The 26,014-nt window shown below is 42.1% G+C and carries 26 protein-coding genes; 6 read left to right on the forward strand and 20 right to left on the reverse strand.

Annotated features, from left to right (window positions below):
• Positions 1-7: 7 nt before the first annotated feature.
• Genes murG through mraZ form a run of 10 tightly spaced genes read right to left on the reverse strand, consistent with a single transcriptional unit; the run spans position 8 to position 11,072 of the window.
• Entirely contained in the window at positions 8-1,081 is a 1,074-nt protein-coding gene (gene murG, locus L1266_RS07545; RefSeq protein ID WP_054552730.1) for an undecaprenyldiphospho-muramoylpentapeptide beta-N-acetylglucosaminyltransferase, read from the reverse strand.
• Positions 1,078-2,253 carry a cell division protein FtsW gene (gene ftsW / locus L1266_RS07550; RefSeq protein ID WP_054552731.1) on the reverse strand — a complete coding sequence of 392 codons (1,176 nt, stop codon included), beginning with the start codon at positions 2,251-2,253 and terminating at the stop codon, positions 1,078-1,080. Before ftsW ends, murG begins: the two co-directional genes overlap by 4 nt.
• Positions 2,250-3,575, reverse strand: coding sequence for a UDP-N-acetylmuramoyl-L-alanine--D-glutamate ligase (gene murD, locus L1266_RS07555; RefSeq protein WP_054552732.1), 1,326 nt, complete (start codon positions 3,573-3,575; stop codon positions 2,250-2,252). The genes ftsW and murD overlap by 4 nt, the downstream gene beginning before the upstream one ends.
• Positions 3,576-4,658: a phospho-N-acetylmuramoyl-pentapeptide-transferase gene (mraY, locus tag L1266_RS07560; protein WP_054552733.1), complete on the reverse strand. Its 1,083-nt coding sequence runs from the start codon at positions 4,656-4,658 to the stop codon at positions 3,576-3,578.
• Complete coding sequence (locus L1266_RS07565; protein WP_235373016.1) at positions 4,652-6,040, reverse strand: UDP-N-acetylmuramoyl-tripeptide--D-alanyl-D-alanine ligase; 1,389 nt, start codon at positions 6,038-6,040, stop codon at positions 4,652-4,654. Before L1266_RS07565 ends, mraY begins: the two co-directional genes overlap by 7 nt.
• Positions 6,037-7,515: a UDP-N-acetylmuramoyl-L-alanyl-D-glutamate--2,6-diaminopimelate ligase gene (gene murE / locus L1266_RS07570; protein WP_187489731.1), complete on the reverse strand. Its 1,479-nt coding sequence runs from the start codon at positions 7,513-7,515 to the stop codon at positions 6,037-6,039. The genes L1266_RS07565 and murE overlap by 4 nt, the downstream gene beginning before the upstream one ends.
• Positions 7,508-9,325: a penicillin-binding transpeptidase domain-containing protein gene (locus tag L1266_RS07575; protein WP_054552736.1), complete on the reverse strand. Its 1,818-nt coding sequence runs from the start codon at positions 9,323-9,325 to the stop codon at positions 7,508-7,510. The genes murE and L1266_RS07575 overlap by 8 nt, the downstream gene beginning before the upstream one ends.
• Complete coding sequence (gene ftsL, locus L1266_RS07580) at positions 9,322-9,648, reverse strand: cell division protein FtsL (RefSeq protein ID WP_054552737.1); 327 nt, start codon at positions 9,646-9,648, stop codon at positions 9,322-9,324. The genes L1266_RS07575 and ftsL overlap by 4 nt, the downstream gene beginning before the upstream one ends.
• A complete protein-coding gene (gene rsmH, locus L1266_RS07585) occupies positions 9,648-10,583 on the reverse strand; it encodes a 16S rRNA (cytosine(1402)-N(4))-methyltransferase RsmH (protein WP_235377203.1) in 936 nt (311 codons plus the stop codon). Before rsmH ends, ftsL begins: the two co-directional genes overlap by 1 nt.
• Before the next feature lie 30 nt (positions 10,584-10,613).
• Positions 10,614-11,072 carry a division/cell wall cluster transcriptional repressor MraZ gene (gene mraZ / locus L1266_RS07590; RefSeq protein WP_054552739.1) on the reverse strand — a complete coding sequence of 153 codons (459 nt, stop codon included), beginning with the start codon at positions 11,070-11,072 and terminating at the stop codon, positions 10,614-10,616.
• A gap of 459 nt (positions 11,073-11,531) precedes the next feature.
• Between mraZ and L1266_RS07595 the strand changes: the two genes are divergently transcribed.
• From L1266_RS07595 to L1266_RS07610, 4 genes are all read left to right on the forward strand, one after another.
• The gene (locus L1266_RS07595) at positions 11,532-11,873 is read left to right on the forward strand and encodes a hypothetical protein (RefSeq protein WP_054552740.1); all 342 of its coding nucleotides are present in this window, start codon (positions 11,532-11,534) and stop codon (positions 11,871-11,873) included.
• A 5-nt stretch (positions 11,874-11,878) separates the two neighbouring features.
• Positions 11,879-12,325, forward strand: coding sequence for a hypothetical protein (locus L1266_RS07600; protein WP_235377204.1), 447 nt, complete (start codon positions 11,879-11,881; stop codon positions 12,323-12,325).
• On the forward strand, positions 12,325-12,582 hold the full coding sequence (locus L1266_RS07605) for a hypothetical protein (RefSeq protein WP_235377205.1): 258 nt from the start codon (positions 12,325-12,327) through the stop codon (positions 12,580-12,582). Before L1266_RS07600 ends, L1266_RS07605 begins: the two co-directional genes overlap by 1 nt.
• 89 nt (positions 12,583-12,671) lie before the next feature.
• On the forward strand, positions 12,672-13,247 hold the full coding sequence (locus L1266_RS07610) for an AAA family ATPase (RefSeq protein WP_138598832.1): 576 nt from the start codon (positions 12,672-12,674) through the stop codon (positions 13,245-13,247).
• Between the two features lie 41 nt (positions 13,248-13,288).
• On the opposite strand, the gene L1266_RS07615 is transcribed toward L1266_RS07610, so the two are convergent.
• The 4 genes from L1266_RS07615 to L1266_RS07630 all read right to left on the reverse strand — a co-directional run bounded on the left by L1266_RS07615 (position 13,289) and on the right by L1266_RS07630 (position 18,019).
• On the reverse strand, positions 13,289-14,260 hold the full coding sequence (locus tag L1266_RS07615; RefSeq protein WP_235377206.1) for a glutathione S-transferase family protein: 972 nt from the start codon (positions 14,258-14,260) through the stop codon (positions 13,289-13,291).
• 9 nt (positions 14,261-14,269) lie between these two features.
• On the reverse strand, positions 14,270-15,112 hold the full coding sequence (locus tag L1266_RS07620; RefSeq protein WP_054552745.1) for a pirin family protein: 843 nt from the start codon (positions 15,110-15,112) through the stop codon (positions 14,270-14,272).
• A 97-nt stretch (positions 15,113-15,209) separates the two neighbouring features.
• Positions 15,210-16,859 (reverse strand): sensor histidine kinase, encoded by a 1,650-nt coding sequence (locus L1266_RS22360; protein ID WP_209327278.1) that lies wholly within the window; start codon positions 16,857-16,859, stop codon positions 15,210-15,212.
• Between the two features lie 194 nt (positions 16,860-17,053).
• A complete protein-coding gene (locus L1266_RS07630; protein ID WP_235377207.1) occupies positions 17,054-18,019 on the reverse strand; it encodes a YihY/virulence factor BrkB family protein in 966 nt (321 codons plus the stop codon).
• A 122-nt stretch (positions 18,020-18,141) separates the two neighbouring features.
• Between L1266_RS07630 and L1266_RS07635 the strand changes: the two genes are divergently transcribed.
• The gene (locus L1266_RS07635) at positions 18,142-19,221 is read left to right on the forward strand and encodes a mechanosensitive ion channel family protein (RefSeq protein WP_235377208.1); all 1,080 of its coding nucleotides are present in this window, start codon (positions 18,142-18,144) and stop codon (positions 19,219-19,221) included.
• Between the two features lie 11 nt (positions 19,222-19,232).
• Here L1266_RS07635 and tatA read toward each other — a convergent pair whose 3' ends face one another.
• Together tatA and agaR are read right to left on the reverse strand one after the other, a co-directional pair.
• Complete coding sequence (gene tatA / locus L1266_RS07640) at positions 19,233-19,388, reverse strand: twin-arginine translocase TatA/TatE family subunit (protein ID WP_082389242.1); 156 nt, start codon at positions 19,386-19,388, stop codon at positions 19,233-19,235.
• Positions 19,389-19,434: 46 nt separating this feature from the next.
• Complete coding sequence (agaR, locus tag L1266_RS07645) at positions 19,435-20,199, reverse strand: transcriptional repressor AgaR (RefSeq protein WP_235377209.1); 765 nt, start codon at positions 20,197-20,199, stop codon at positions 19,435-19,437.
• 159 nt (positions 20,200-20,358) lie between these two features.
• On the opposite strand from agaR, the gene L1266_RS07650 reads away from it, so the two are divergent.
• The gene (locus tag L1266_RS07650; protein ID WP_235377210.1) at positions 20,359-21,690 is read left to right on the forward strand and encodes a sugar MFS transporter; all 1,332 of its coding nucleotides are present in this window, start codon (positions 20,359-20,361) and stop codon (positions 21,688-21,690) included.
• Between the two features lie 30 nt (positions 21,691-21,720).
• On the opposite strand, the gene L1266_RS07655 is transcribed toward L1266_RS07650, so the two are convergent.
• The 4 genes from L1266_RS07655 to L1266_RS07670 are packed head-to-tail and all read right to left on the reverse strand — an operon-like array spanning position 21,721 to position 25,998.
• Positions 21,721-22,233, reverse strand: a complete 513-nt coding sequence (locus L1266_RS07655) for a hypothetical protein (protein ID WP_235377211.1) — start codon at positions 22,231-22,233, stop codon at positions 21,721-21,723.
• Positions 22,226-23,920, reverse strand: coding sequence for a GMC oxidoreductase (locus L1266_RS07660; protein WP_235377212.1), 1,695 nt, complete (start codon positions 23,918-23,920; stop codon positions 22,226-22,228). The genes L1266_RS07655 and L1266_RS07660 overlap by 8 nt, the downstream gene beginning before the upstream one ends.
• A 13-nt stretch (positions 23,921-23,933) precedes the next feature.
• Positions 23,934-25,097, reverse strand: a complete 1,164-nt coding sequence (nagA, locus tag L1266_RS07665) for an N-acetylglucosamine-6-phosphate deacetylase (RefSeq protein WP_235377213.1) — start codon at positions 25,095-25,097, stop codon at positions 23,934-23,936.
• Positions 25,075-25,998: an ROK family protein gene (locus tag L1266_RS07670; RefSeq protein WP_235377214.1), complete on the reverse strand. Its 924-nt coding sequence runs from the start codon at positions 25,996-25,998 to the stop codon at positions 25,075-25,077. The genes nagA and L1266_RS07670 overlap by 23 nt, the downstream gene beginning before the upstream one ends.
• Positions 25,999-26,014 lie beyond the last annotated feature (16 nt).

A 26,014-nucleotide genomic window follows, 5' to 3' on the forward strand; every position in this document is an offset into this window, starting at 1 on the left:
TTCACTACTAATCTCTTCTATCTGCTAGTTGCTCACAGCGTTTTGCAACATTGGCTGTGGCATCTAAAATAGCAAGCTGTTTTGCTTTACTTGCCATTGTTGAAATTTTTTCTGGTGCATTTAAGTAAGGCGTTAATAACTCAACAACCGTCGCTTGGTTAAACTCACTTTGCTGCATAATCAATGCAGCTTGCTCAGTCACTAAATACTTTGCATTGGCAGTTTGATGGTCATCGACAGCATGTGGAAAAGGCACAAATAAGGCCATTCTTCCGGCTGCAGCTATCTCACTCACCGTTAACGCACCAGCACGGCAAATTACCAAATCAGCCCATTGATATGCGCTATCCATATCATCAATGAATTCAGCGACTTTACTATTTTCAGTTAACCCTAACTGTTGATAGCTGGCAGTCACATTCGGTTCATTATTTTTACCTGTTTGGTGCCATATATTAAGCGTTGTTAGCGCTGAAAGTTCACTGAATACAGCTGGTAAAGTATCATTAAGAACTTGCGCACCGAGTGAACCGCCAACTACTAGCACATTAATCGGTGTCGCTGTTTGCTTTACAGTGACATTAGCGACACTTGCTCTGACTGGGTTACCGACTACTTCACATTGTTCTTTTGCAAAAGCCGATGGAAAAGCAGCTAAAACTTTATTGGCAAACTTTGCTAGCCAACGATTACTCATGCCTGCAACAGCATTTTGCTCATGAATAACCAAAGGAATACCTAAGCTCTTTGCTGCTATGCCCGTAGGTCCAGTCACATAACCACCCATAGCTAAAACAACATCGGGCTTTTGTGCTTTTAAAATTTTGCGTGCTTGAAAAATGGCATTCATCACCATAAATGGTGCCTTGACCAAACGTTTAATACCATTGCCACGCACACCTTTCACATTGATAAAATCAATCTCAATGTTGTGCTTAGGTACTACCGTTGCTTCCATTCTGTCAGGCGTGCCAATCCAGCTAACCTGCCAGCCTTGCTGCTTTAAAAAATCAGCAACTGCAATACCCGGGAAAATATGACCACCAGTACCGCCTGCAACAACAAGTAATTTTTTACTCATCGCTTACCTCCTCGAGAGGTTGCCTGCTTAGTTGCCATTTTTGTCTCAAAATCTATTCGCAAAAGTACACCTGTTGCTATGGTCATAATTAATAAACTAGAGCCACCGTAAGAAACAAACGGCAGTGTTAAACCTTTGGTTGGCAAAATACCCGCACTTGCGCCAACATTTACCATGGTTTGAAACGCAAACCAGATACCAATAGCAAAAGCAAAATAGCCTTCGTACTCTTTGCCGCATTTCAATGCTTTTTGACCAATTAACAGGGCTCTGAATACAAACACAGCAAGCACAATCAAAATACTTAATACGCCAAAAAAGCCAAGCTCTTCACCAATCACTGCAAAGATAAAGTCATTATGTGCTTCAGGAAGATATTGCAGTTTTTGCACGCTATTTCCTAAGCCTTGACCAAACCAACCACCTTGACTGTATGCCATTAGCGATTGCACTAACTGATAACCTTTACCGAATGGATCCTCCCACGGCTCTAAAAAGCCAGTGACACGGGCCATACGGTATGGTTCAGCGATAATTAGCACTACCACGGCAGCAATACCCGTTAAAATAAGGCCAAAAAACTGCCATAACTTAGCCCCCGCTAAAAACAACAAACCAACTGTTGTCACAAACAGTACAACTACGGTCCCTAAGTCTGGTTGCATCAAAATCAAAAATGCATACACACCAAATACAGCTAATGGCTTGAAGAAACCTTTTAAGTTCTCTTGTACTTCTTCACGTTTACGTACCAAGTAACCGGCAATATAGCTAAAGAAATACAACTTGGCGGCTTCAGCAACCTGAAAGCCCACAGGGCCAATAGGTATCCAACGCTTTGCACCGTTCACTTCACGGCCAACAATCAGCACTAAAACCAGCAAACCTAAACCCAGCAACAATAAATAGGCGTTACTGCGCTTCCACCAATCCATAGGCACGTTTGTGGCAATCCAAAATAAGAAAAAGCCCATAATTAAGAACATGCCGTGGCGAATAATAATGTGATACGGATTATCAAATAATCGCTCTGCTGTTGGCATAGAGGCACTGGTTACCATCACAAAGCCAACGCCAATCAACATCAACATGCAATACAATAACGGCACATCATAAAGCTGTGGCGATTGCTTTGGTGTTAATGCGTCACGGATGTCAGCAAATGCAATCATACTGCCTCCGCCAATACGCACTGCGCAAAATCATCACCACGTTGCATGTAATTGTTGTACATATCAATGCTGGCACATGCGGGTGCTAATAAAACGATATCGCCACTGCTGCTTAACTGTTTTGCTAGTTGCACAGCTTCATGCATGTTGGTGGTTAGGTGGCCTTTTTCGGTTAATGCTACGAGAGCTTTAGCATCCTTACCAAAACAAATAAGCGCTTTCACTTTGTTGTTTAAGTATGGCTTTAAGGCATCTAAATCAGCCCCCTTTGCATCACCACCGGCAATCACAACCAATTGCTTTGCTTGATCAGCTAAGCTTTCAATCGCAGCGATAGTTGCACCTACATTGGTCGCTTTTGAATCATTAAAGTATTTTACTTCATTAATTTCAGCGACAAACTGGCAACGGTGTGCAAGCCCAGTAAAAGCACTAAACGCTTGCTGGTAATGCCCTTTAGCAATATCAAACGGGCTCAGTAATGCCATCACCGCTAAAGCGTTTTGTTGATTGTGTGAACCAACAACATTTAAGCAGCTTGCTGGTAATACTGGTTTACCGTGTGCTGCAAAGTATTGTTCGCCTTGATGTTCAACCAAGGCAAAATCTGCATTGGCGAGCGCAAAGCTTACTTGGGGTTGCTTTGCAGTGTGTGTTGCCACATCAATGGCATTAACTACAGCAAGCTCTGAGCCATTATAAATACTTTGTTTAGAGTCTATGTATGCTTGATAACTTGAATAACGATCGAGATGGTCTTCACTCACATTCAAAACACAGGCACTTTTCGCTTTTAAGCTATGCGTGGTATCAAGTTGAAAACTCGACAGCTCAAGTACATAAACATCATAGTCTTGCGATAGTAAATCAAGTACCGCAGTACCAATGTTACCACCAAGGCCAACTTTATAACCGGCCGCTTTCAGTACTTCAAACGCCAATGTGACCACTGTCGACTTACCATTTGAACCTGTCACCGCGACAATTGGTTTATCGGTTAAACGGGCAAAAAGCTCCACGTCACCAATCACTTCAACACCAGCATCAATTGCTTTTGCTACAGCGGGTGTCGCGAGGCTTAAACCTGGGCTGATGATAATAATGTCATTGCTGGCTAAGTCTGCCTGTTCTAAATCACCAAAGTGAGTCGTTAACTCACTGGCATGCTCATTTAGCCAATCAGCACCCGGCGGCGCTGTGCGGCTATCAACAACAATTGGCTTAATATTCTGAGATAATAAAAAACGCACAATGCCCAGACCGGTTACACCGAGTCCGAGCACTGAAATTTGTTTGTTTTTAATCTCGTTAATAACTGTCATTTACCTGATCTTTAATGTCGCAAGGCCAGCAAGCACTAGCACGATTGAAATAATCCAAAAGCGCACAATTACGCGCGGCTCAGGCCACCCCTTTAATTCATAATGGTGGTGAATAGGCGCCATTCTAAAAATACGTTGACCACGTAATTTGTATGAGCCTACTTGTAAAATCACCGACAATGCTTCCATTACAAACACACCACCCATGATGATAAGTACCAGTTCTTGACGAACCAGCACCGCAATAATACCCAGTGCACCACCAAGTGCTAATGAACCTACATCACCCATAAATACCTGTGCTGGGTAGGTGTTAAACCATAAGAAACCAAGGCCAGCTCCCACAATTGCTGTACACACAACCACAAGCTCACTGGCGAGCGGTAAATGCGGAATATGTAGGTAGCTTGAGAAATTAACGTTACCTGTTAAATAAGCAATAATGGCGAGTGCTGCCGCCACTAAAATGGTTGGCACAATCGCTAAACCATCAAGGCCATCTGTTAGGTTTACCGCGTTCGACGTACCTACAATTACAAAGTAAGTCATCACGATATAAAACAACCCTAGCTGTGGTAGCACGTCTTTAAAAAACGGCACAACTAACGAGGTTTCGCTGCCTTGCTGCGAGGTAAAATAAAGTGCGCTGGCAACCACTAACGCAATCACTGATTGCCAAAAGTATTTCCATTTAGCAATTAACCCTTTAGGGTCTTTGCGGATCACTTTACGGTAGTCATCAATAAAACCAACCACACCTAACGAGCCCACGACAAATAAGGTTGCCCAAACATATTTATTTGAAAGGTCTGCCCACAGTAATGTGCTGGTAAAAATCGCCCCTAAAATCAAAATGCCGCCCATAGTTGGCGTACCTTTTTTAGATAGGTGAGATTCTGGACCATCGTGACGAACCACCTGACCAATCTGCATTTTTTGCAATGCACGAATTAGCTTAGGACCAAAATAAAGTGAGATAAGTAGCGCTGTTAAAATACCTAAAATTGCGCGCAGCGTTAGGTAAGAAAAAACATTAAAGCCACTGTAATATTGTGTTAAATACTCTGCCAGCCAAACTAACATGACGATACTCCATTATTGCCATTTTGCTGGCTATTTACTAAATCTGTGACCACAAGCTCCATACGAGAACTGCGCGAACCTTTTACAACAACTGTGGTTTTTTGCGTCGATTGAGCAAGTTCACTTTGTAATTGTTGTAATAATTGTTCACGGCTTGAGAAGTGGCGGTTTGGCTTTTCAAATACATCACTGGCTGATTTACTTAATACACCTAGGCTGTAAAGCTCATCAATGCCTTTTTGCTGTGCATATTCACCGACTTGTTGATGATAAAAACGCGCTTCTTCACCAAGCTCCCCCATATCACCTAACGCAAAAATACGACGCCCCGGCATATCACTTAACAAATCAATTGCCGCTTTAACCGATTGCACATTCGCGTTGTAGGTATCATCAATCACCGTCAATGTGTCTGACACTTTAAGGACGTTTACACGACCTTTAACTTCACCCATGGTTGCCAGCGCCGATGCGACACTTTCGAGACTTACACCGAGCTCAGTGGTTAAGGCGGTGGCTATTAACGCATTAGCAATATTATGCTTGCCCGGTAATGCCAGAGTGACAGGTACTTTTTTATCTTTATTGCAAAGCACAAAAGAAGCGCGCGCTTGTTCATCAAGCACCACATCTTCTGCCCAATAATCTAATTGTTGGCTAGTAGAAAAACGTTTTACGTTGCGATTAGTTAATTTATCAAGCCAAAAATCGGCATAATCGCTGTCGCAATTAACTACGGCAACACCATCAGGCTTTAAGCCATCATAGATTTCGCCTTTGGCCGTTGCTACACCTTGTAATGAGCCAAAGCCCTCTAAGTGAGAAGCTGCAACATTACATACCACAGCAACATCAGGTTTCGTCATTGCAACGGTGTAAGCAATTTCACCAATGTGGTTTGCACCTAACTCAATCACCGCATATTGGTGTTGTGGTTCAAGGCGTAATAACGTGAGTGGTACGCCAATGTCATTATTAAAGTTGCCTTTTGTTGCTAGTACTTCACCATGACCAGATAAAATCGCCGCACACATTTCTTTTACGGTCGTTTTACCCACGCTACCAGTAATAGCAATTGTTTTCGGTGCAACCTGTGCCATCACAGCTGCGCCGATGTGACCTAGCGCAATACGTGTGTCACTAACCACAAACTGCACAATATCGACATTAACAGGGCGCGCTACAATAGCAGCTATCGCGCCTTTTTCTTTTGCTTGCGCAACAAATTTATGGCCATCAAAATTAGGCCCTTGTAGCGCTAAAAACACTTCACCGTCACGCAAAGTACGGGTGTCAGTGTTAATATTTTTTACCGTTTGATTACCACCTTGGTAATCGGTTGCTAGAACTTTAGCTAGCCAATCAAAATCCATAGGGATCATAACTGCGCCCCTTGCGATTTTTCTTTTAATTGTTGTTGTACATATTGACGATCGCAGAAGTCGATTCGTTGGTCGCCAATAATTTGATAGTCTTCGTGGCCTTTACCCGCAATAAGAATGACATCATCAGCACTCGCTTGCGAAATGGCATAACTAATAGCCTGCGCTCGGTCTGCTTCACAATGTGCGCGTTCAGGCTGCTTAAGCCCCGCAACTACATCAGCAATAATAGCGTCAGGGTCTTCACTTCTTGGGTTATCGCTGGTGACAATAATACGGTCTGCATTACCTTCAGCTGCTTTTGCCATCATCGGGCGTTTGCCTTTGTCTCTGTCACCACCACAGCCAAACACACAGCTAACGCCACCTGGAACGTGCTTTTGCAATGCTTGTAATGCCAGTGCTAATGCATCAGGAGTGTGGGCATAATCAACAATACAAGTCGGTTGACCTGGTGCACTAAATGCCTGCATGCGACCAGCAACAGGCTGCAATGACTTACACCCTTCAACGAGTAAATCAAGTGGGTAACCCATACCTAATAAAGTGGCCATAGCAGCGGCTAAATTATATAAGTTAAACTCGCCAAACAGTGTGCAATTAACTTCGGCTAGTCCCCAGCTGGTATCGAACTTCGCCGAAATACCGCTGTTATCATAAGTTACATCGCTAAAATAAACAAAACGCGCATTTTCAGGCGTGAGGTTTTTATGGCCGTAACAAATTAGATTATTGAAGTCGTATTTTTCTAACCATGCTTCAACTTGCGCATCATCTTGATTAAGCACCACAAGCTTTGGCATATGGTCACGCATTAACATTAACTTGGCATCAGCGTAAGCATCCATGGTGCCGTGATAATCTAAGTGATCGCGTGTAAGATTAGTAAATACTGCTGCTTTAAACTGACAATTATCAACGCGATGCTGAACTAAACCATGAGATGAGACTTCCATGGCCACAACATCATTCTGCTCTGCGACAAGCTCAGATAAAATACGCTGTAAATCAACGCTCGATGGCGTGGTGTTTGCAAGCTCAGTCAGGTTATCAGGGTGCCCATAACCGAGCGTACCAATTACTGCTGCGCGTTTATGACAGTGCTGTGCTAAGTGCGCAATCATTGCTGTGGTTGTTGACTTGCCATTGGTACCTGTCACACCCACTAAATCAAGCTGCTTTGATGGTTGCTGGTAAAAAGCTGCTGCAAGTGCTGGCAGCTTTTTCGCTAAATCGGTAACTAAGTAAAGTGGTTCAAACTCACTTTCGAACTCACATAAACGGTCAGCAATAACTGCCACCGCACCATTTTCAATGGCTTTGTCAATAAACTGTCCGCCATCAAGCTGATGGCCTTTAATGGCGACAAACACATCGCCAGCTTTTACATCTCGACTATCAAGACGTAGTTGGTTAACCAATAAACTATTGGCCTCAACATCAATTTGATTAAGAATCGGTTTTAAATCACGCATCGTTATCTTTGCCTTCTACGTACGCAACCGCATCTTTGTCCGGTGCAACGTTTAGAATTCTTAAGGCATTGGAGACAATCTCTGCAAATGCAGGGCCTGCCGTCGCACCGCCGTAATAAACATCTCCACCCGGTTCATTAATCATTACTACTACCGCTAAACGTGGGTTACTCGCTGGCGCAATACCAGCAAAATAGCCAACATATTCGTCACCATACCCGCCCACAGCGGCTTTCTTAGAGGTACCTGTTTTCGCAGCAGCACGATAGCCATCAACATGAACTTTTTGTGCAGTACCACCTTTTTCGAATACGCTTTCCATCATGTGAACAACCGCTTCAACGTCTTTTTGTTGGAAAATACGTTCACCCTCTGGCACTGACTCTTGTTTAAGAACTGTTAGCGGGCGCATAACGCCACCAGAGCCTAACATGGCATAAAAACGCGCCATTTGAGCGGTACTTACAGCTAAGTTATAACCAAATGATAATGCAGCAATTTCATGATCTGACCAGCGTCGATTTGGGTAAAATAAACCGCTGCTTTCACCAACCATGCCTGTACCACTATCACTGCCAAACCCCACCTTTTGGTAAAGCCCTACAAAATAGTCTTTTGGTACTTCTTGACTGACCTTAGTTACACCCATATTACTTGAATACTTTAAGATTTCTCTTAAGGTCATCTCACCATGGTTACGGGTATCTTGCACAAGGCTGCCACCCACACGCATCCAGCCAGGATAAGTATCAATAATTGAATCCGGTTGAATTGCGCCGTAGTCTAAACCAGCTAAAATGGCTAGTGGCTTAACAGTAGAGCCTGGCTCAAACAAATCGGTGATAGCACGGTTACGACGCTTGTGCGGTGCAGCATCATTCAAGTTATTAGGGTTAAACGATGGGCTATTCACCATAGCTAATACTTCGCCGGTTTTTACATCAACAACCATGGCTGAACCCGAAGTAGCTTTATAGGTTAGAACTGCTGATTTTACTGCTTTATAAGCAATCGCTTGAATGCGCTGATCAATACTTAAATGAATGTTTTCAGGCTCAACACGTTCACGCTCATCAAGCACTTCTACTTCACGGCCTTGGGCATCTTTACGAATGGTGCGCTGACCTTCAACACCCGTTAACGCCTTTTCATAAAGCTTTTCGATTCCCTCAATACCATGACCATCAATGTTAGTAAATCCAATAACATGGGCTGTTACTTCACCGGCAGGGTAATAACGTTTTGACTCATCAAGTAAGTGGATACCTGGTAAACGAAGATCACCAATATAGTTAGCAACAGCAGGGGTAACCTGACGTTTTAAATAGACAAAACGACGCTTTGGATTATCACGAAGGCGAGAGTTAACTTTACTTGGGTCAATGCGTAATACATCCGCAAGTTCACGCCAGCGAATATCATTATTGTAATAAGCGGCAATACGTTTATCTAACTCAACCGTATTTTCAGCCAGTGCTTGTTGATCTTCACCATTTTTTCTAGCTTGACGCAGTACCTTACTGATCAGTGATTTATGCAGCGCTTTCGGATCCGCATACACACTTACCACAGGTACGCTGACCGCCAACTCTTTGCCATTGCGATCGAAGATCATGCCACGTTGCACATGTTGTTTTTCAACACGCACAGTTCGTTTATCACTTTCAGAACGCGCTTTATCTGGTTCAATAACCTGTAAAAAAGCGGCACGCGCAACCAGCGTCATAAAGACTAAAAACACCACTGAGCACACCAGCAAAAAACGCCATGTGATTAAGGTATTTGTTGGCTTTTTCCCTCTGCTTCTCATCGCAGTATTACCACCTGTTCGTCTTGGCTAGTTGGCCGTTTCATTTCTAATTGCATAGTCGCGACTTCTTCAATGCGCGCATGCTGTGAATAAAACTCTTCTTCTACGAGCAAGTAACGCCACTCAAGATCGAGCTCATCACGCTCTTGCAATAATTTGTCTTGTTCAATCAATTGCTGACGCGCTAGATGCGTCACCTGAACCACACTCAAACTAGATGCGAGGATCACAACCAACAAGGCCAAGGTCAGCTTATTAGCTCCTAGGCCTTTGAAAATTTCTGTAAATAAATTAGGTTGGCGATGTGTCGCTTTAGCTTTCATTACAACCTCTGCGCAACCCTTAACACTGAACTACGTGAACGCGGGTTTGCTTCAATCTCCGCCTTACTCGGCTTAATGGCTTTACCCACTGCCTTTAACGTCAGGTTTTTGTTTATTTGTGCGTCCGTCAAAGGCAGACCTCTGGGTATCGCCTCTCCCTTACTCTGTTTTTTAATAAACTGCTTAACAATGCGATCTTCTAACGAGTGGAACGAAATAACCACTAAACGTCCCCCTGGTTTTAAAACCTCAACAGCGGCTTGCAATGCAGTTTGAATTTCTTCAAGCTCACTATTGATATAAATACGGATCGCTTGGAATGTGCGTGTAGCTGGGTGTTTGTGCTTATCTTTAACTGGCACAGCTTCATCGACTAAATCAGCAAGCTGCTTAGTACTTGTGATTGCAGTGTGCTCACGTGTTTCAATGATCTTATGAGCAATTCGACGACCAAATTTTTCTTCGCCATAGGTTTTAATCACATGCGTGATATCTTCTAGTTCAGCTTCAGCTAGCCATTGTGCAGCACTGCGACCACTAGTTGGATCCATACGCATATCAAGTGGGCCATCTTTCATAAAACTAAAACCGCGTTCAGCATCATCAAGCTGTGGTGAAGAAACACCGATATCCAACAAAATACCGTCAACTTTACCGGTTAAATCGTTATCTTCAGCAACCGCTTTTAGGTTTGAAAAACGAGTGTGAGCAATTGAAAAACGCGCATCATCGGCAAATTTTTCGGCGGCTTTAATAGCTTGTGGATCCTGATCAATCGCCTGTAAGCGACCTTGTTCACTTAAACGCGCAAGAATTTGCCCCGAGTGCCCACCGCGACCAAATGTGCCATCCATGTAAATGCCTTCAGGTTTAATATCCAAAGCATCTATGGTTTCGTCCATCAGTACAGAGACATGTTCAAATTGCGCTGTCATTAGCTATTATTTGCCTTTTTCTTTGTGTCGTTAGAGTGAGAAGTTATCGAACTCAGGATTCGCCTCAAAATCGCCTAGGCGTTCAATTTCAGTATCTTGGCGCATTTGTTCATGCCAACGATCTTCATCCCAAATTTCGAACTTGTTCATCAAGCCAACCAACATGATTTTTTTTCCTAGTTCTGCATGGGCTCGTAACGAAGGTGCCAGCAAAATTCGGCCATTTTTATCTAATTGATATTCTGTGGCATTGCCGAGCAACATTCGTTGCATGCGGCGAGCGCGTGGATTCATATTTGAAATTTTTAATAGTCGCTCTTCTATTTCAAGCCACTCGGCTAACGGGTATAACCACAAGCAGGGCTCGTTTAAAGCAACAGTGCAAATAACCGTTCCCTGATCTTCAGACAAGATCGCATCTCGGTACTTAGTTGGTACCGCAAAACGTCCTTTATCATCCAAACTCAGTGAGCTCGCACCCCGAAACATAACATGCCTTAAATTAGGTTATTTATTGTAACTGACTATCTCTGATCCAATTTGATCCACTAAAAACCACTTTTTACCACAGTGCTCCAGTTTAGGGCTTGACAAGCTATTTTGTCAAGTAACTAGATCATCTTCAGTGCCTTCTAAAGCCAGAAAAAATAAGGCCTCAAGCAAAGCCTCTGAATTACGTGGGAAAAAGTGGAAAACATAGAAAAAAATTTTTTTTCCAATTTTATTGGCAATCTAATGGGGAAAAATGGTTAATGAATAACCAATGAACAATTACAAAATTATCTTATTCTGTAATTTTTACTTAATCACCCTGCAAGAGTTACGAAAAACCACTAACCAAGAACGCAATAAAAAGAATAAACAATTGAAAATTATTGATTTTATATTTTGGTATGAAGGTTGCGATGAATTAATCACCAATTAAATGGCAATTTTTAAGGAATGATTATGACTACCGCAACTTCAAAATCGAATTCAAGCACGGCAACAAGTAACAGTGCAAACTCGAACGCGGCTCAAGTAGAGGCGCCATTCACAGAAAAAGCGACAGAGGCAGCTCACCACGCAGTAGATGCATTATCAACACGCGCTGCTAGTGCTGAACATAGTGTACGTCAGGGTGCATCTAGCTCTGCTCAAACGCTTTCGGAAAAGCAAGCAATAGCACGCGCTAAAATTAATGAATACAGTGGTAAAACTCGTAAACTTGCATCAGAAAACCCACTTGCAACAGCAGGTATTGCATTTGCTGCAGGCATGTTAGTAACTGCACTTATTCGTCGTAAGTAATTGTTATGCAAACTTCTCAATCTACAGATGAGAAAACGCAAGATGCCACTGATCAGCAATTAAACGCTGATCAGTGGCAAGATCACCTTGCTAAACTATCTGACTACGGCAAACAGCTATATATTGACTATCGCAAACAAACTGGGACTTGCAAAAAGCTTGCAGCTGCGGAGTGGCGCTTATCAACACGTTCACTCGCCTTAACTATTATACTACTTGTCTGTTTTGCCGGTGGTTTAGTGTTACTTTGGGCTGGTTTACTTGCTACTGTCGGTATCGCGATATTCAGCTTTAGCCAATCATTGTGGTTAGCCGCTATTTCACTGATTGCATTACAATTGATTTGTCTTGCATGGCTTTGGAAGAACATTGGTTATGTCAGCAGTAAAATAGGTTTTGAACATACGCTAAAAAGTATTCGTCAATTATTGAATATTAGTAAGGATGAATGATGTTAATTGATTATTTTATTAATAAACCGCAACACAGAGTAACTAAGCTAAGCCAGCAAATGGATTTACAAGATGAGCTTAAACGTCAACACCATCAAGCGTTCAAATACCGTTTAAAACGCTTTGCGGTAAGTAAAGTGGGTGTTGCCAGTGCCTTCACTGCGGGTATGGGCTATGAAGCACTTAATAACTCAGACCCCAAGGACAGTAAACTGAAACAAGTCAGCCGCTTCAGCTGGTTACTGCGTTTGTTGTGATCATTATCATGTAATGTTTGCTTTTTACTTCTCTTTGCCACCTATTTTCATTACCTTAAACACAAACGAGCAATTTGTGAGAATGTAAGGTGAAGAAAAGGATTGTACTAACTGGTGGCCCTGGTGGTGGTAAAACAACAGCCATCGATCTATTAAGACGTGAATTTTCTAATCAAATTGTTGTTGTACCAGAATCTGCGACCATGCTGTTCAGCGGTGGTATAGAACGTGGTGATGCAACTCACCTGATCAAAGCTCACCAACAAGCTATCTTCAGCTTACAAAAACACCTTGAACATATTCAACGAACCATGCACCCAGATCGTTTAATGCTTTGTGATCGTGGTAGCTTAGATGGACTTGCCTACTGGCCCGGTGAGCAAGATGAGTTTTTTGAGTGTCTGAATACCAACCTACATACCGAGCTTAATCAATATGATGCAGTGATCTTTTTTGAAACAGCAGCGAAGTCTGGGCAAAGTATTCATTCTAATAACCCAGTTAGAAACGAGTCTGATCAGCAAGCCATATTGCTTGATGACAAACTGCAAGCAGTTTGGTCTCAGCACCCTAATTTTAATTTAGTGAAAAGTTCTGAGTCATTTATTCAAAAGGTGATGTTTGGCATCGACACTATCCGCAAGGTCATGGATAGTTATAACTAACAGTTCAATCAAGTCATTAAACTGTTAGTTATCAAGGTTTATTAACCACGGTTATGAGACCGAGCGTAGTCTATATCAGGCCCTTTTGGCACAACTTGAGTTGGGTTGATCATGGTGTGGCTAAAATAGTAATGACGTTTTATATGATAAAAATCAACGGTCTTACTTACACCTTCAATTTGATATAACTCACGTAAATAGTTGCTGATCGCCGGATAGCTCTCAATAGTACGCAAATTACATTTAAAGTGGCCCACATAAACACTGTCGAAGCGAATTAAGGTGGTAAATAAACGCCAGTCGGCCTCAGTCAGTGTGTCCCCCACTAAATAACGATTAGCTGATAATCGTTGCTCAATTTTATCAAGAGCTGCAAAGAGATCATCAAAGGCTTCTGTATAAGCTTCTTGCGATGTTGCAAAACCTGCACGATACACCCCATTATTGATATTGTGATAAACAAACTCATTAACTTCATCAATTTCAGAATGTAACGATTGCGGATAAAAGTCGCGTTCATTACCTGTTAGGGAATTAAACGCGTTATTAAACATTCTGATAATTTCAGCAGATTCGTTGCTAACAATACGCTGCGTTTTTTTATCCCAAAGCACGGGAACCGTAACACGACCTGAATAATCGGCTTTGTTACGCGTATAAATTTGATGCATAAATTCGCTATCGAAAAGTGCATCACCGGTGCTGTGATTGTCTTTATCAAAGGTCCAGCCATGCTCTAGCATGTCAGGACTGACAACCGACACACTGATATAATCTTCAAGGCCTTTTAAATGGCGAAAAATCAAAGTGCGATGAGCCCACGGGCAAGCTAAAGAGACATATAGATGGTAACGATCTTTCTCAGCTTTAAAGCCCGCATCACCGCTTTGCCCTGCACTACCATCTGCTGTAACCCAGTTGCGTAACTGGGCTGCCTCACGTTTGAACTCACCTTGATTGTTATCGGTGTCGTACCACTTATCTTGCCATTGGCCATTTACTAGTAATCCCACAATAACCTCCTATAGTGTGCCAAATTTACCTAGCTGATAGTCACGTACTGCTTGTTGTAACTCAGCTTGGGTTGTCATTACAAACGGGCCCATATGAGCGATTGGTTGCTTAAGCGGCTCACCGGCTAGAATTAACGCCCCTGCACCCGTTTGCGAGTTAAACTCAATGTCACTGCCAGGCTCTAAAATCAATAAGCTACCTGCTTTAACTGGTCCGCCCTGTTCAGTATGAATTTCTCCGGTATGGATATAGATCATCACCTTAGTTTGTGTAAGCGGTGTATGGTAAAACTGCGTGCCAGCCGGTAAAGTCACATCAGCAAGCATGCCATCAGCGGCGAGATCTTGTAGGCTAGAGTCCTGCTTTTCACCTGCAAATTGCCAGCTTCCAGCTAATGCTTTTAGCTCAACACCTTGCTCATTTTGAGTCGTTGGTGCTGGCGCTTCAGTGGTATCTTGATATCGCGGCGCTCTTAGCTTCTCGGCACTTGGCATATTTAACCAAATCTGAAAGCCATGCATACCTTCTTTAGCATCTGCTAATGGCATTTCACTGTGGATCACACCAAAACCGGTACTCATCCACTGCACATCGCCAGCACGAATTGCTTTTTTGTTACCCATTTGATCTTGGTGCTCAAAGCCACCTTTAATAATATAAGTAAAGGTTTCGATACCACGGTGAGGGTGCGCAGGAAAGCCGCCCATAAAATCACTATGGTCATCGGATTTAAGCTCATCGATCATTAAGAAAGGGTCTAAGTACTTGCCATCAAAACCTGGAATACGGCTGATGTTTACGCCATCACCATCTTGTGTGGCATGGCTATTTAATTGTTGAATCACTTTCATAACTTTACTCCCGTAAATTGTATGAAGTGATTTTAGGCGCTATTTTAACTAACAACCATGAGTAAAATAAGCATCTAACGTTCTATAAAAGCGAATACTAAAGAGGTTCTATATCATCGCTCTGCGTTATTTCATGCTCAGTTTGAAGATTTGGCAAAGTTAAATAAAAAGTGGTGCCTGTCTGTTCTTCAGATTCGAAACTAATCGAGCCCTTTAATTTTTGCGTAACTAAATTCATAACAGCATAAAGCCCTAGACCAGTATTTTTTTGGACACGCTTAGTAGTAAAAAAAGGATCAAATATTTTATCTTGAATATCTTCGCTTATGCCGCAGCCATTGTCTTTAACACTTATAAAAACATTATTATGTTTAAAACTTGCTGAAACTTCTATTTTTGCGCCTTCAATCTGCCCATCAAACGCATGAAAAAAAACATTTGAAAACAAGTTTGTCATAACGTGATTAAATGTTCCTGGGTAACTTTGAATTTTTAAATCATCGGGTATGTTAAAAATCACCTCAACATTTTTATTTTTAGAATCTGACTTAAACGACATCACAATATCATGCAGATGCGGATTCAAGTTAATTACCCTTAATTCATCACAATGCTGATCAGCGGCAATTTGTTTAAAGCTTGTTATCAATTCAACTAATCGATCTAAATTAGAATGAAGTAATAAGCTAATTTCTTCTGAAGTATGTACATATTTTTCAAGTGAGCCTTTACTAACGCGTTTATCAGCTAGCACTTTTCCCATCTTTTTATTTTCATCTTCAAGGTAACTGACAGCTGTTATACATATACCTACAGGCGTGTTGACTTCATGTGCTACCCCAACAACTAGACGACCTAGTGCTGCTGTTTTTTCTGCTTCCATTAAGTATTTTTGAGTCTTTGCCATTAAATCCATAGATTCTTTAAGCTGCACGTTTTTCTCAGTCAAAGAAGATGTTTTTTCTGCCACTTCAGCTTCAAGTGAAGACACATATAAATGATTAAGTGATTTGCGCAAACGGCCGATAAAATACAGCACAATTAAAATGGTAATAAAGCAGCAAAAAGAGAAAAGCGACATCAAGTAGTGATCTCGCGTCGCGATATCAAGGTTTTGTTCGGTTCGATAATCTAACATAAACAAAAAGTTATTAATGTGACTCATTATTTCTGACTTTGCCAAAAAGTAATCATCACTATACAAACTCAGAATCGCGTCAATTTGCTCCTTTTCCATATTCTCGTCAGGTTTATTTGCTAAAGCTTGAAAAGCAGCGTACTCAATTTTTGTTAAATCATTTGATGCTTTTTCTGCAAGCCGGATTTGTTGCATCTCCTCATCTGTTATACCAATGGAATTTAGCATAACTTGGAGTGATTTTTTTTCACCGTCAGGAAATGGAGCCTTACCGTTATGAGGCATTAACATATCCCAATAAACACGGTGATAATCTTCTGGACGTGGCGCTTCACCATTGCGAATAGCTAGAATTTGGTTAAAAAAGTCTAAAAATTTAGTATTGCCTGTTACCGTATAAGCCCTTGCCATTAAACTTAATTGATCTGAACTTTGTCTGACTTGCTCAGCCAAAATATAAGACTGATACCTAACCTTAGTTTCAGCCTCTATGGTTTTTAAACTGCCATACATTAAATAAACTGACAAAGCCGTTAACCCAGCTAGAATTACAGCAACCAAATTAAGTAAAGATAAACGCTTAATATTAAGTTGGAGCTCTTTTTGCATTTCATGACCTATAAATATGATTACAGCTAGAGATCGCAGATTTAACTTTCTGACCTACTGATACGTAAAATCACAGTACGAGCCATAAAAACCAAAATCGAACTTTAGGATTAAATATTTAATAGAAGTCAATTCTAAAAATGTCAATTAGGGCCTAGGGGTTACCTTAAGTCTAGGAGTAACTCGACTGCGTCTTATTGCTCATTTTCTCGTTGTTTAATTGTCAATCTATCGGCCACGATCGCGCCGCGTTTCCCTACAGCTTTTTCTGGCCCAATAGTGCTATCAACTAGAGTTTGTTGCTCTGTACTGGCATTGATAGCCGCACCAAAAATGATGATATATGCGCTGATATAAAGCCACATCAACATGATCACCACACCACCTAGCGATCCATAGGTTTCGTTATAACTAGCAAATTGAGATACATAATATGAAAAACCAATTGATGCGATGATCCACATTAACGTAGCAAGCATTGAGCCCGGCGTGATCCAGCGCCATTTAGCTGGAGTTCGATGAGGCGCATAACGATATAAAAACGCTAAAGCGAGATTAAAAATAATGGCTAACAATGGCCAAGTAATGAGCTGAATCATTAAGTCGATAAGCTCTGTTAAGCCAACTAAGTTGAGTACAATCGGTAAGATACCAATGATCAATAATGCCACCAGCGCAACAACAATAGCACCCAGAGAAAATAAAAAACGCACCACTAATGCCATAAGGAACTGACGCTTATTACGCTGATGATAAGTAATATTACAGGCGGTAATAAGTGCCTGGCAGCCTTTACTGCTACTCCAAATAGTTAATAGAAAGGTACCTATGGCACTTGCACTCAATACCTTATTTGACTGCTGAGTGATATCGCTAACTTGAAGCAAAATGATGTCACGACTACTTGCAGGTAATATCGCAATCACCTTATCTAACTGATCATGGATATCTGTGGGAGAAGCAAAATAGGCATATACGGATACAATAGCTGCCAGAGCAGGAAAAATAGCTAAAAGAGCATAAAATGCCACGCCAGCTGCTACAAAAGATAAATTGTCTTGTGATAGGTTGTGATAAACCCGTTTACTGATATCCCACCAACCTCGAATTGGGATTTCCATCGGTGAACGAGCTTGAAAACCGCGGTTACCATTCGCCATAAGTGACCCAAAGAATGACTGTGAAAAGTACAATGTTGCAAACAACTTGCCAGTAATTATGGCGCCTGAATTGCATTGAACTAAACTTATTGAAGCAACTTAAAGATCCATGGAGCGGTGCAATGAGTTATTATTTACTTACTGAAAATCAACTAGCTAACGTTTTAACAGCATCAATTTCCATAGCATCTCAAACAGTTTCTGAAAGCTTATCTTGGCAAGACTTAAACTTTCAAATTACGCAGTTTTTACATACTGCATGGCAAATGTTACCTGCACTGACACTTGGTATTGCGGCCATCATTATCTGTTACTTGTTGGCCCGCCCTTTATCGTATTTATTAATAAAACCGCTTGGCTTTGTGAGCGAAAGCAAACTTTTACATGTCGTTACGAGGCGCTTTTTTAGCATTATTATTATCTTGTTTGGCGTGTACTTATTTTTGCGTCTTGCAGGGCTCACCAGTTTTGCTGTGGCTATTATGAGTGGCACTGGCTTAATTGGGCTTATTTTAGGTTTTGCTTTTCGCGATATCGCCGAAAACTTTATCTCAAGTATGCTACTTAGCGTGCAGCGCCCTTTTCGTATTGATGATGTTATTGAAGTAGATGGTCGTTTAGGAGTAGTTAAAAAGGTTACGGCGCGCGCCACCACCTTGGTTGACTTTGACGGTAATCATATTCAAATTCCCAATGCGACCGTATATAAAAACGTTATTAAAAACCTCACCGCAAACCCAAAAATGCGGGGCCACTTTAATGTTGGCATTGGCTACGATAATGACATTCGCTATGCCCAACAATTAGCAATGAAAGTGGTTAATCAAAACCCTGCTGTTATTAATGATCCGCCAAGCCAAGTACTTATTAATTCATTAGGCTCAGCAACTCTTAATCTAACCATTTATTTTTGGGTAAATAGTAACGAACACAGTACTATCAAAGTGGCCTCACAATTGATGCGAGAGTTGGTCAATACTTATTTAGCGGAGCAAATAAGCATGCCGGATGATGCTCGCGAGCGAATTATTTTAAATAGCGAAAACGATACCGAACAGCCAAACAATAACGTAAGCGCTGATCCAAAAACAGCAAAATCACTCGACGATCACAGCCTTGATGATGTTAGCAGTGATGCCGATGATATCCGTGTGCAAGCAGATCAATCTCGCGACCCAGAGCAAGGTAATAACATTATTTGAGACAAAGATTATCAGGCTTCGTCTTTGGGTTTATCTTGCATTGCACGTTTAAACCCTTTAATTGATGTCCCTAAGTCACCACCGATCCGTGACAGTTTTTTTGTGCCAAATAAAAGCACCACAATTGCGGCAATAATAGCTAATTGCCAAACACTTATTCCTGCCATAATAACCTCCTTAAGGTTTAGGTAATTTGTCAGTATGCTACTAGCTCTAAACAGTGATTACGTCGATCCCCAAAGCAACCAATGACTCAACAAATTCAGCTGGCATGTTTTTATCGGTTACTAGCACATCGATTGATTTTAGTGGTAATACATTATACAAAGCCCGTTTACCAAATTTACTTGAATCAGTTACAGCAATCACTTGATCTGCACGTGTGCACATTGTTCGGTTTAACATTGCTTCAGGCTCATAATGGGTGGTGATCCCCGTTTCAGGATCTATGCCATCCACTCCTAAAATAACCTTTTTGAAATTATATTTACTGAGTGCTTGTTCAACTTCATTTGAGTAAAAAGACATTGATTTCTTGCGCAATTGCCCACCCAGCATAAATACATTGGCATCGTCTATATCAGCCAGTACATGTGCGATATTGAGGCCGTTTGTCATCACGGTTAAGTCTTGTTTGTTGGTCAATGCTTTCGCGACTTCTTCGGTTGTGGTGCCCGAATCAATAATTAGTGAATCGCCATCATCAACTAAATTTGCAACAGCTTTTGCCAGTAGAACTTTCACAGCATAATTTTCGTTATGCTTATCTTTAACTGATAACTCTTTGACCAATTTATCACAAGCAATTGCGCCGCCGCGAGAACGAACAACCAGACCACGCTTGCCCAGTTCGTTAAGATCATGGCGAATACTAACCTCAGAAATATCAAAAGTTTTCGCAAGATCTTTAACATTTACTTTGCCATTTTCCTCGGTCATCAGAACGATTTTTTGTCTTCTTTCTATTGTGGTTAGCATAGCTGGCCTGTTGTTTATATAGCTGCTTTCAAATTCGTAGTTCAATATTACACAATTTACAGTTTCAAAGCCAAGCTTAGTTTCGAAATAAAATAAAACTTTCAAAACTTACGAAAAATGTTTTATCATTAATCTACCGTTAACTTATTGGTGACAAAAATGACAACACAAAGCTCACTATTAGAGCAAACAGAACACACCAACCGTACACAATTACTACCTATGTTGATCATAGGTGGCTTGTTTTTCTTATTTGGCTTTATAACTTGGCTCAATGGATCTTTGATTCCATTTCTACAAATGGTCTGTGATCTCAACCATATTGAAGCTTACATGGTGACATTGGTGTTTTATATCGCCTATACCGTCATGGCACTGCCGAGCGCTAAGATATTGAAATTATTTAGTTATAAGCATGGTATGTCATTTGGTTTAGGCACCATGGCATTTGGCGCGTTGTTGTTTATTCCTGCCGCACAAATTCAGGCTTATTGGTTATTTTTGGTTGCCTTATTTACTTTAGGAAGCGGCCTCACCTTATCACAAACCGCTGCGAATCCTTACATCGTGCTAATTGGTTCTAAAGACACGGCAGCCGTACGCATTAGCATCATGGGTATTCTCAATAAGAGCGCAGGTGTGGTTGCTCCATTGCTCTTCTCTGCGATTGTATTTAGCGACATTGCCAGCTTTAGCCCTGAAGCTCTCGCCCAATTGAACAGCATTCAAAAGCAATTGCAGTTACAAGAACTGGCTAATCGTTTAATTACTCCTTACTTTGTAATGGCAATCGCATTAGCGATATTAGCGGCGTTGATTATGCTGGCTCCATTACCTGATATTGAGCAACCAAAAACTAGCAACAACAGCGAGAGTAAATCAGTACTGCAATTCCCACACTTGGTTTTAGGCGTGATAGCTCTATTCTTTTACATAGGCGCAGAAGTTATTGCCGGCGACACCATTGGCCTTTACGGCAAAGAACAAGGGGTATTGCAGTTCGCTGAACTCACCTCTTACACCATGGGCTTTATGGTGCTAGGTTATGTGTTAGGTATCGTGTTAATTCCTCGTTTTTTTAGTCAGCAACAGGCGCTGATATTTTCCGCGTTAAGTGGTTGTGTGTTTTCACTTGGCATCATTTTGATTGATCCGCAACAAACTGCGATTGCAAACGTAGTGCTCTTTTGGCTTGCTGATAACAGTTTTCCAGATACTGTGTTATTTGTTGCATTACTTGGCTTATCGAATGCGCTGGTATGGCCGACCATTTGGCCTATGGCCCTTGCAAACCTTGGTGATAAAACCCAAACCGGCGCGGCATTACTGATTATGGGGATTTCTGGTGGCGCTCTATTGCCTTTGGTATACGGTGTGTTTGCAGAATATACGGGCAATGCACAACAAGCTTACTATCTGTTGATCCCTTGCTATGCGTTTATTCTTTATTACGCACTGATTGGTCACAAACTAACAAGTTGGCGAAAGTAACGACATGGGCAGGCTTAGTTATTTTAATTTTTAACTAGCCTGCAATTTTTCTGATGTGAAATAGCCCAGTAGCAAAAATTCACGCACAGTAAAAATACACTTATAAATTAAATACTCGTCACGCTTATCAAGGCTCACTTCTGAAAAAGGTAAGGCTTGCTGCGCTATTATGCGCTGTTGCTGCTGCGAAGAGATAGTAAATAAACTTGTGAGTTTATTTGCTAATTGCGACGATGAAAGAACACCTTCTGCAATCAGCTCAGCGCCTTTTACACATGCCGTACGTTCAGTCAGAGTTAGTGTATTTGCCAGCATTAAATCTGTGAAAGCGACTAAATTAAAATACAGCTGATCATTTGGCTCTAGCTCTAAAATAACAGCCTGCATTTGCGTGACCACATCCCGATGCGCCGCTGCTTTAAGCACCTCAAAATGATTGTCATCCGTTTTATCAAATAACTGAGTCGCAGCCACTGGCGTAATAGCCGCACCGAATAATGCAGCTAAACATTTAATGGCATTTCGCCTTTGCAGATCAGCCATGAAACACCCCGTTTTGATAATGCCGTACAGCGTGATCCGCGGCTCTTGCAGTAAATGCCATATAGGTTAACGAAGGGTTCTGATAACCCGACGAGCACATAAACGAGCCGTCAGTGACATAAACGTTACGCACACTATGAATTTGGTTGTAACGATTAAGCACTGAGGTTGAAGCATCATGCCCCATACGCGCAGTTCCCATTTCGTGGATGGCCTGCCCCGGCGCTGAGCCTTTATCGTATGCTTGTACATTTTGATAACCTGCTTTGCTTAGCATCTCGACGGCTTGCGTTTTCATATCCTCGCGCATGCGTTGCTCGTTTTCAGCAAATTGGCAATCAAAATTAACTAAAGGTAGCCCCCATTGATCTTTTAATACCGGATCTAAGCTCATTTTATTACGATGATAAGGCAGGCATTCACCAAAGCCTATCAATGCAACTTGCCAAGGCCCAGGCTTGGCAAGCTCTTCTCGAAAAGTCTTACCAAAGCTAAGTTCTTTAAAGCCCCGTCGCCAATCTTTGCGTGTTGCGTATCCTTGATAACCATAGCCGCGAATAAAGCTATGTTGCTCGTTATCATCAAGGTTTCGAAAGCGCGGGATATGAAAGCCAACGGGTCTGTCGCCATCATTAAAGTCATCAGCAAAACCTTTTGGTTCACCCGTTGCGCCAACCCTAAAATGGTGATCCATGAGGTTATGGCCAAGCTCTCCACTATCGTTCCCTAAGCCATTAGGGAAGCGTGCAGAGGTTGAATTTAATAACAAGGCTGTTGTAGCCACCGTTGATGCGCAGCAAAAAATAATCTTAGCTTTCGCGATACACTCTTTTTTAGATTCAGCATCAATTACTTTCACACCTGTGGCTTGCCCGCTTTCTGGATTGTAAATAATCTCTTTAGCAATGGAGTGAGTCTGAATAGTGAGTCGTCCAGTACGCATCGCTGCAGGTAAGGACGAGGCTAAACTACTAAAATAACTACCGGTTGGACAACCTCGCATACAGCGGTTGCGCTTGCTGCATGGAGCACGACCTTGCTCAGGCTTGGCCTTAGTTAAATGCGCAACTCGCCCGATGGTGAGGTGACGGTTAGTGTAGTGAGTTAATAAACTTTGTTTAAGCTGCTGCTCTACGGCATTAAGCGCAAAAGGAGGTAAGTAAGGTCCATCTGGTAGCTGAGGTAAGTTCAGCGCTTCGCCAATAACCCCGATGTAGGCTTCGACTTTATCGTACCAAGGCGCAATATCTTGATAGCGCACAGGCCAATCAACACCGTGACCATCTTGTTTGTTGGCTGCAAAATCTATATCACTGAGGCGCAAGCATTGCCGCCCCCAAGTTAATGAGCGCCCACCAAGATGATACCCTCTGATCCAATCAAAACGCTGTGATTCAAGATAAGGGTGCTGCAAATCATTCACAAACCAGTGTTTTATTGATTGTTTGGTGGCATAGCCAGTGCGTGCTTGTTTAGCTTGATTCTGCTTTTCTAGAAGGCTGGGCCTGTCGCGAAAAGGTAGTTGCCAATCTTCTTTAAACGCAGTGATATAGTCTGTACCGTGCACAACCTGTCTGCCACGTTCTAGTAGCAGTACATTGAGTCCTTTTTCGGTTAGTTCTTTAGCAGCCCAGCCGCCAGTAATGCCACTGCCAATAACAATGGCATCAAATACTTTTGCCTGCATTCTCACTTAACTTTTAAAAGATTTGCTTACCCGCACAGATCGTTGCTTGAACAGAAAAGTCTTTATCGAGCAGGGCAAAATTAGCCTGCTTACCTACCGCAATACTGCCTATTTGCTCCGCTTTATTTAAAAACTCAGCGGGTACTAAACTGGCCATTTTAGTTGCTTCAACTAGGCTTGCATCGGTTAGGTTATAAAAGCGTTCAACGCCAACTTCCATGGTTAATGTACTGCCCGCTAAAGAGCCGCTCTCAGTTCGTGCAACACCTTGCTCAACCACAATAGGAAGCTCACCTAAGCGGTAGCGACCATCTTGTAAGCCTCCGGCGCTTACGCAGTCTGTGATCAGAGCAATTTTATCTGCCCCTTTTAAACGGTAAACCATGTTCATGATGCTCGGGTGCAAATGAATACCATCAGGAATAAGCTCAACCATGGCATCGCTGTCCATCAACAGTGCGCCAGTACAACCGGGATCACGATGATGAATACCGCGCATACCATTAAAAATATGCACACCACCGCAGGCACCATGAGCAAGAGCTTGTGTTGTTTGCTCAAAATTAGCATCTGTATGACCCAGCATCACACGCACACCTTTATCGGTGATATAGCGGATCATGTCGGGGGATTTAAGTAGTTCTGGCGCCAACGCAAATGAGCTTAAGCAACCTTCACATGCGGCATAAATTTCATCAAATCGCTGTTTAGTAAGCTCTAAAAAAAATGACTCGTTATGTGCGCCTTTATGTGCTTCTGCAAAGAATAAACCTTCGTTATAAGCCCCTAGCAACTGCGCCCCAGCCAAGCCTTTTTTATAGGCACTCGCCATATTTTTATAAGCTTGAATTGAGACGTCCCAGTCTGCAGTCACCGTTGTGCCAACAAATCCCGTTACGCCGTGTTTTGCTAAAGACCGAGAAATAGTCTCTAACGACTCTGGCGTGCCGTCCATAATATCGCAGCCTTCACGGCCATGAATATGTAAATCAATAAAGCCCGGAAATAAGCTATGCTCACCTAAATCTATTACCTCGATCTCGGGCGCCATTTGCGTAGTAATGGCATTAATTTTACCTTGCTCGACCAAGACCGCATGATCGAATAAAACCGCATCAGCAGTCACCACTTTTGCGGCTTTTAAGTAATAGCGATTAAGGTGCGTTGGAATTAGCATGAACACTTCCTATTATTGCAGCGCCTCTTACGCCGCTAGAATCACCAAATTTTGCACGCTTCACGTCGGGCACGGCAAAACCTGAAAATAAATGAGTTTGAATCGCATCAGGGAGCTTTTCTACTATTGCATCAATGAGCGACAACCCCCCGCCAAGTACGATAACTTCTGGGTGCAAACTTTTACTAATGGCAGCAAAGGTTTCGCCAAGAATATCTAAGTAACAAGCGAGCACCTTTAAAGCTTGCTCATCACCTAGCTTAATATCGTTTGCCCATTCAATCGCTGATTTAGGGGATTGCGTAATATGTTGATACAGAGTTTGTACACCGGGCCCTGCAATATAGCTTTCTACACAGCCATTTAAACCACAGCCACATTTTAAAACGGGCAGCTGATATTTTTGTTGCAGATACGCAGAAAGCGGTAAATGACCATATTCTCCCGACATACCTAAACCTTGGTTAAACAAAGTGCCATCAATACACATACCACCCGCAGCCCCCGTACCAACAATGGCACCAAATACTCGGCTATAACCTTCACCGGCTCCGCCATTTGCTTCTGATAAAGCGAAACATCGGGTGTCATTTAATATCGCAACAGGGCGCTTTAATAATGCTTGTAGGTCGTCGGCAATCACCTTACCTGTGGCACAAGGCACATTGGCAGATAACACTTTGCCAGCCTCATTAATGATACCTGGCATACCGATGCCCACCGCACCTTGGCTACTTGTTAATTCATCGGCCTTTAGCACCTGCTGATATATTGCCTGCAAAAATTGCTGATAATCATCAGTTGGCGTAGTAATACGCCAACTCTGCTGTTGCTCTAAATTATTATTAAAAATGGCGGTTTCTATTTTTGTTCCACCAATATCGAGTCCATAAACAGCCATACTCTACCTAACACTT

Source organism: Pseudoalteromonas sp. Cn5-37, from assembly GCF_021532495.1.
GTDB lineage: Bacteria > Pseudomonadota > Gammaproteobacteria > Enterobacterales > Alteromonadaceae > Pseudoalteromonas > Pseudoalteromonas simplex.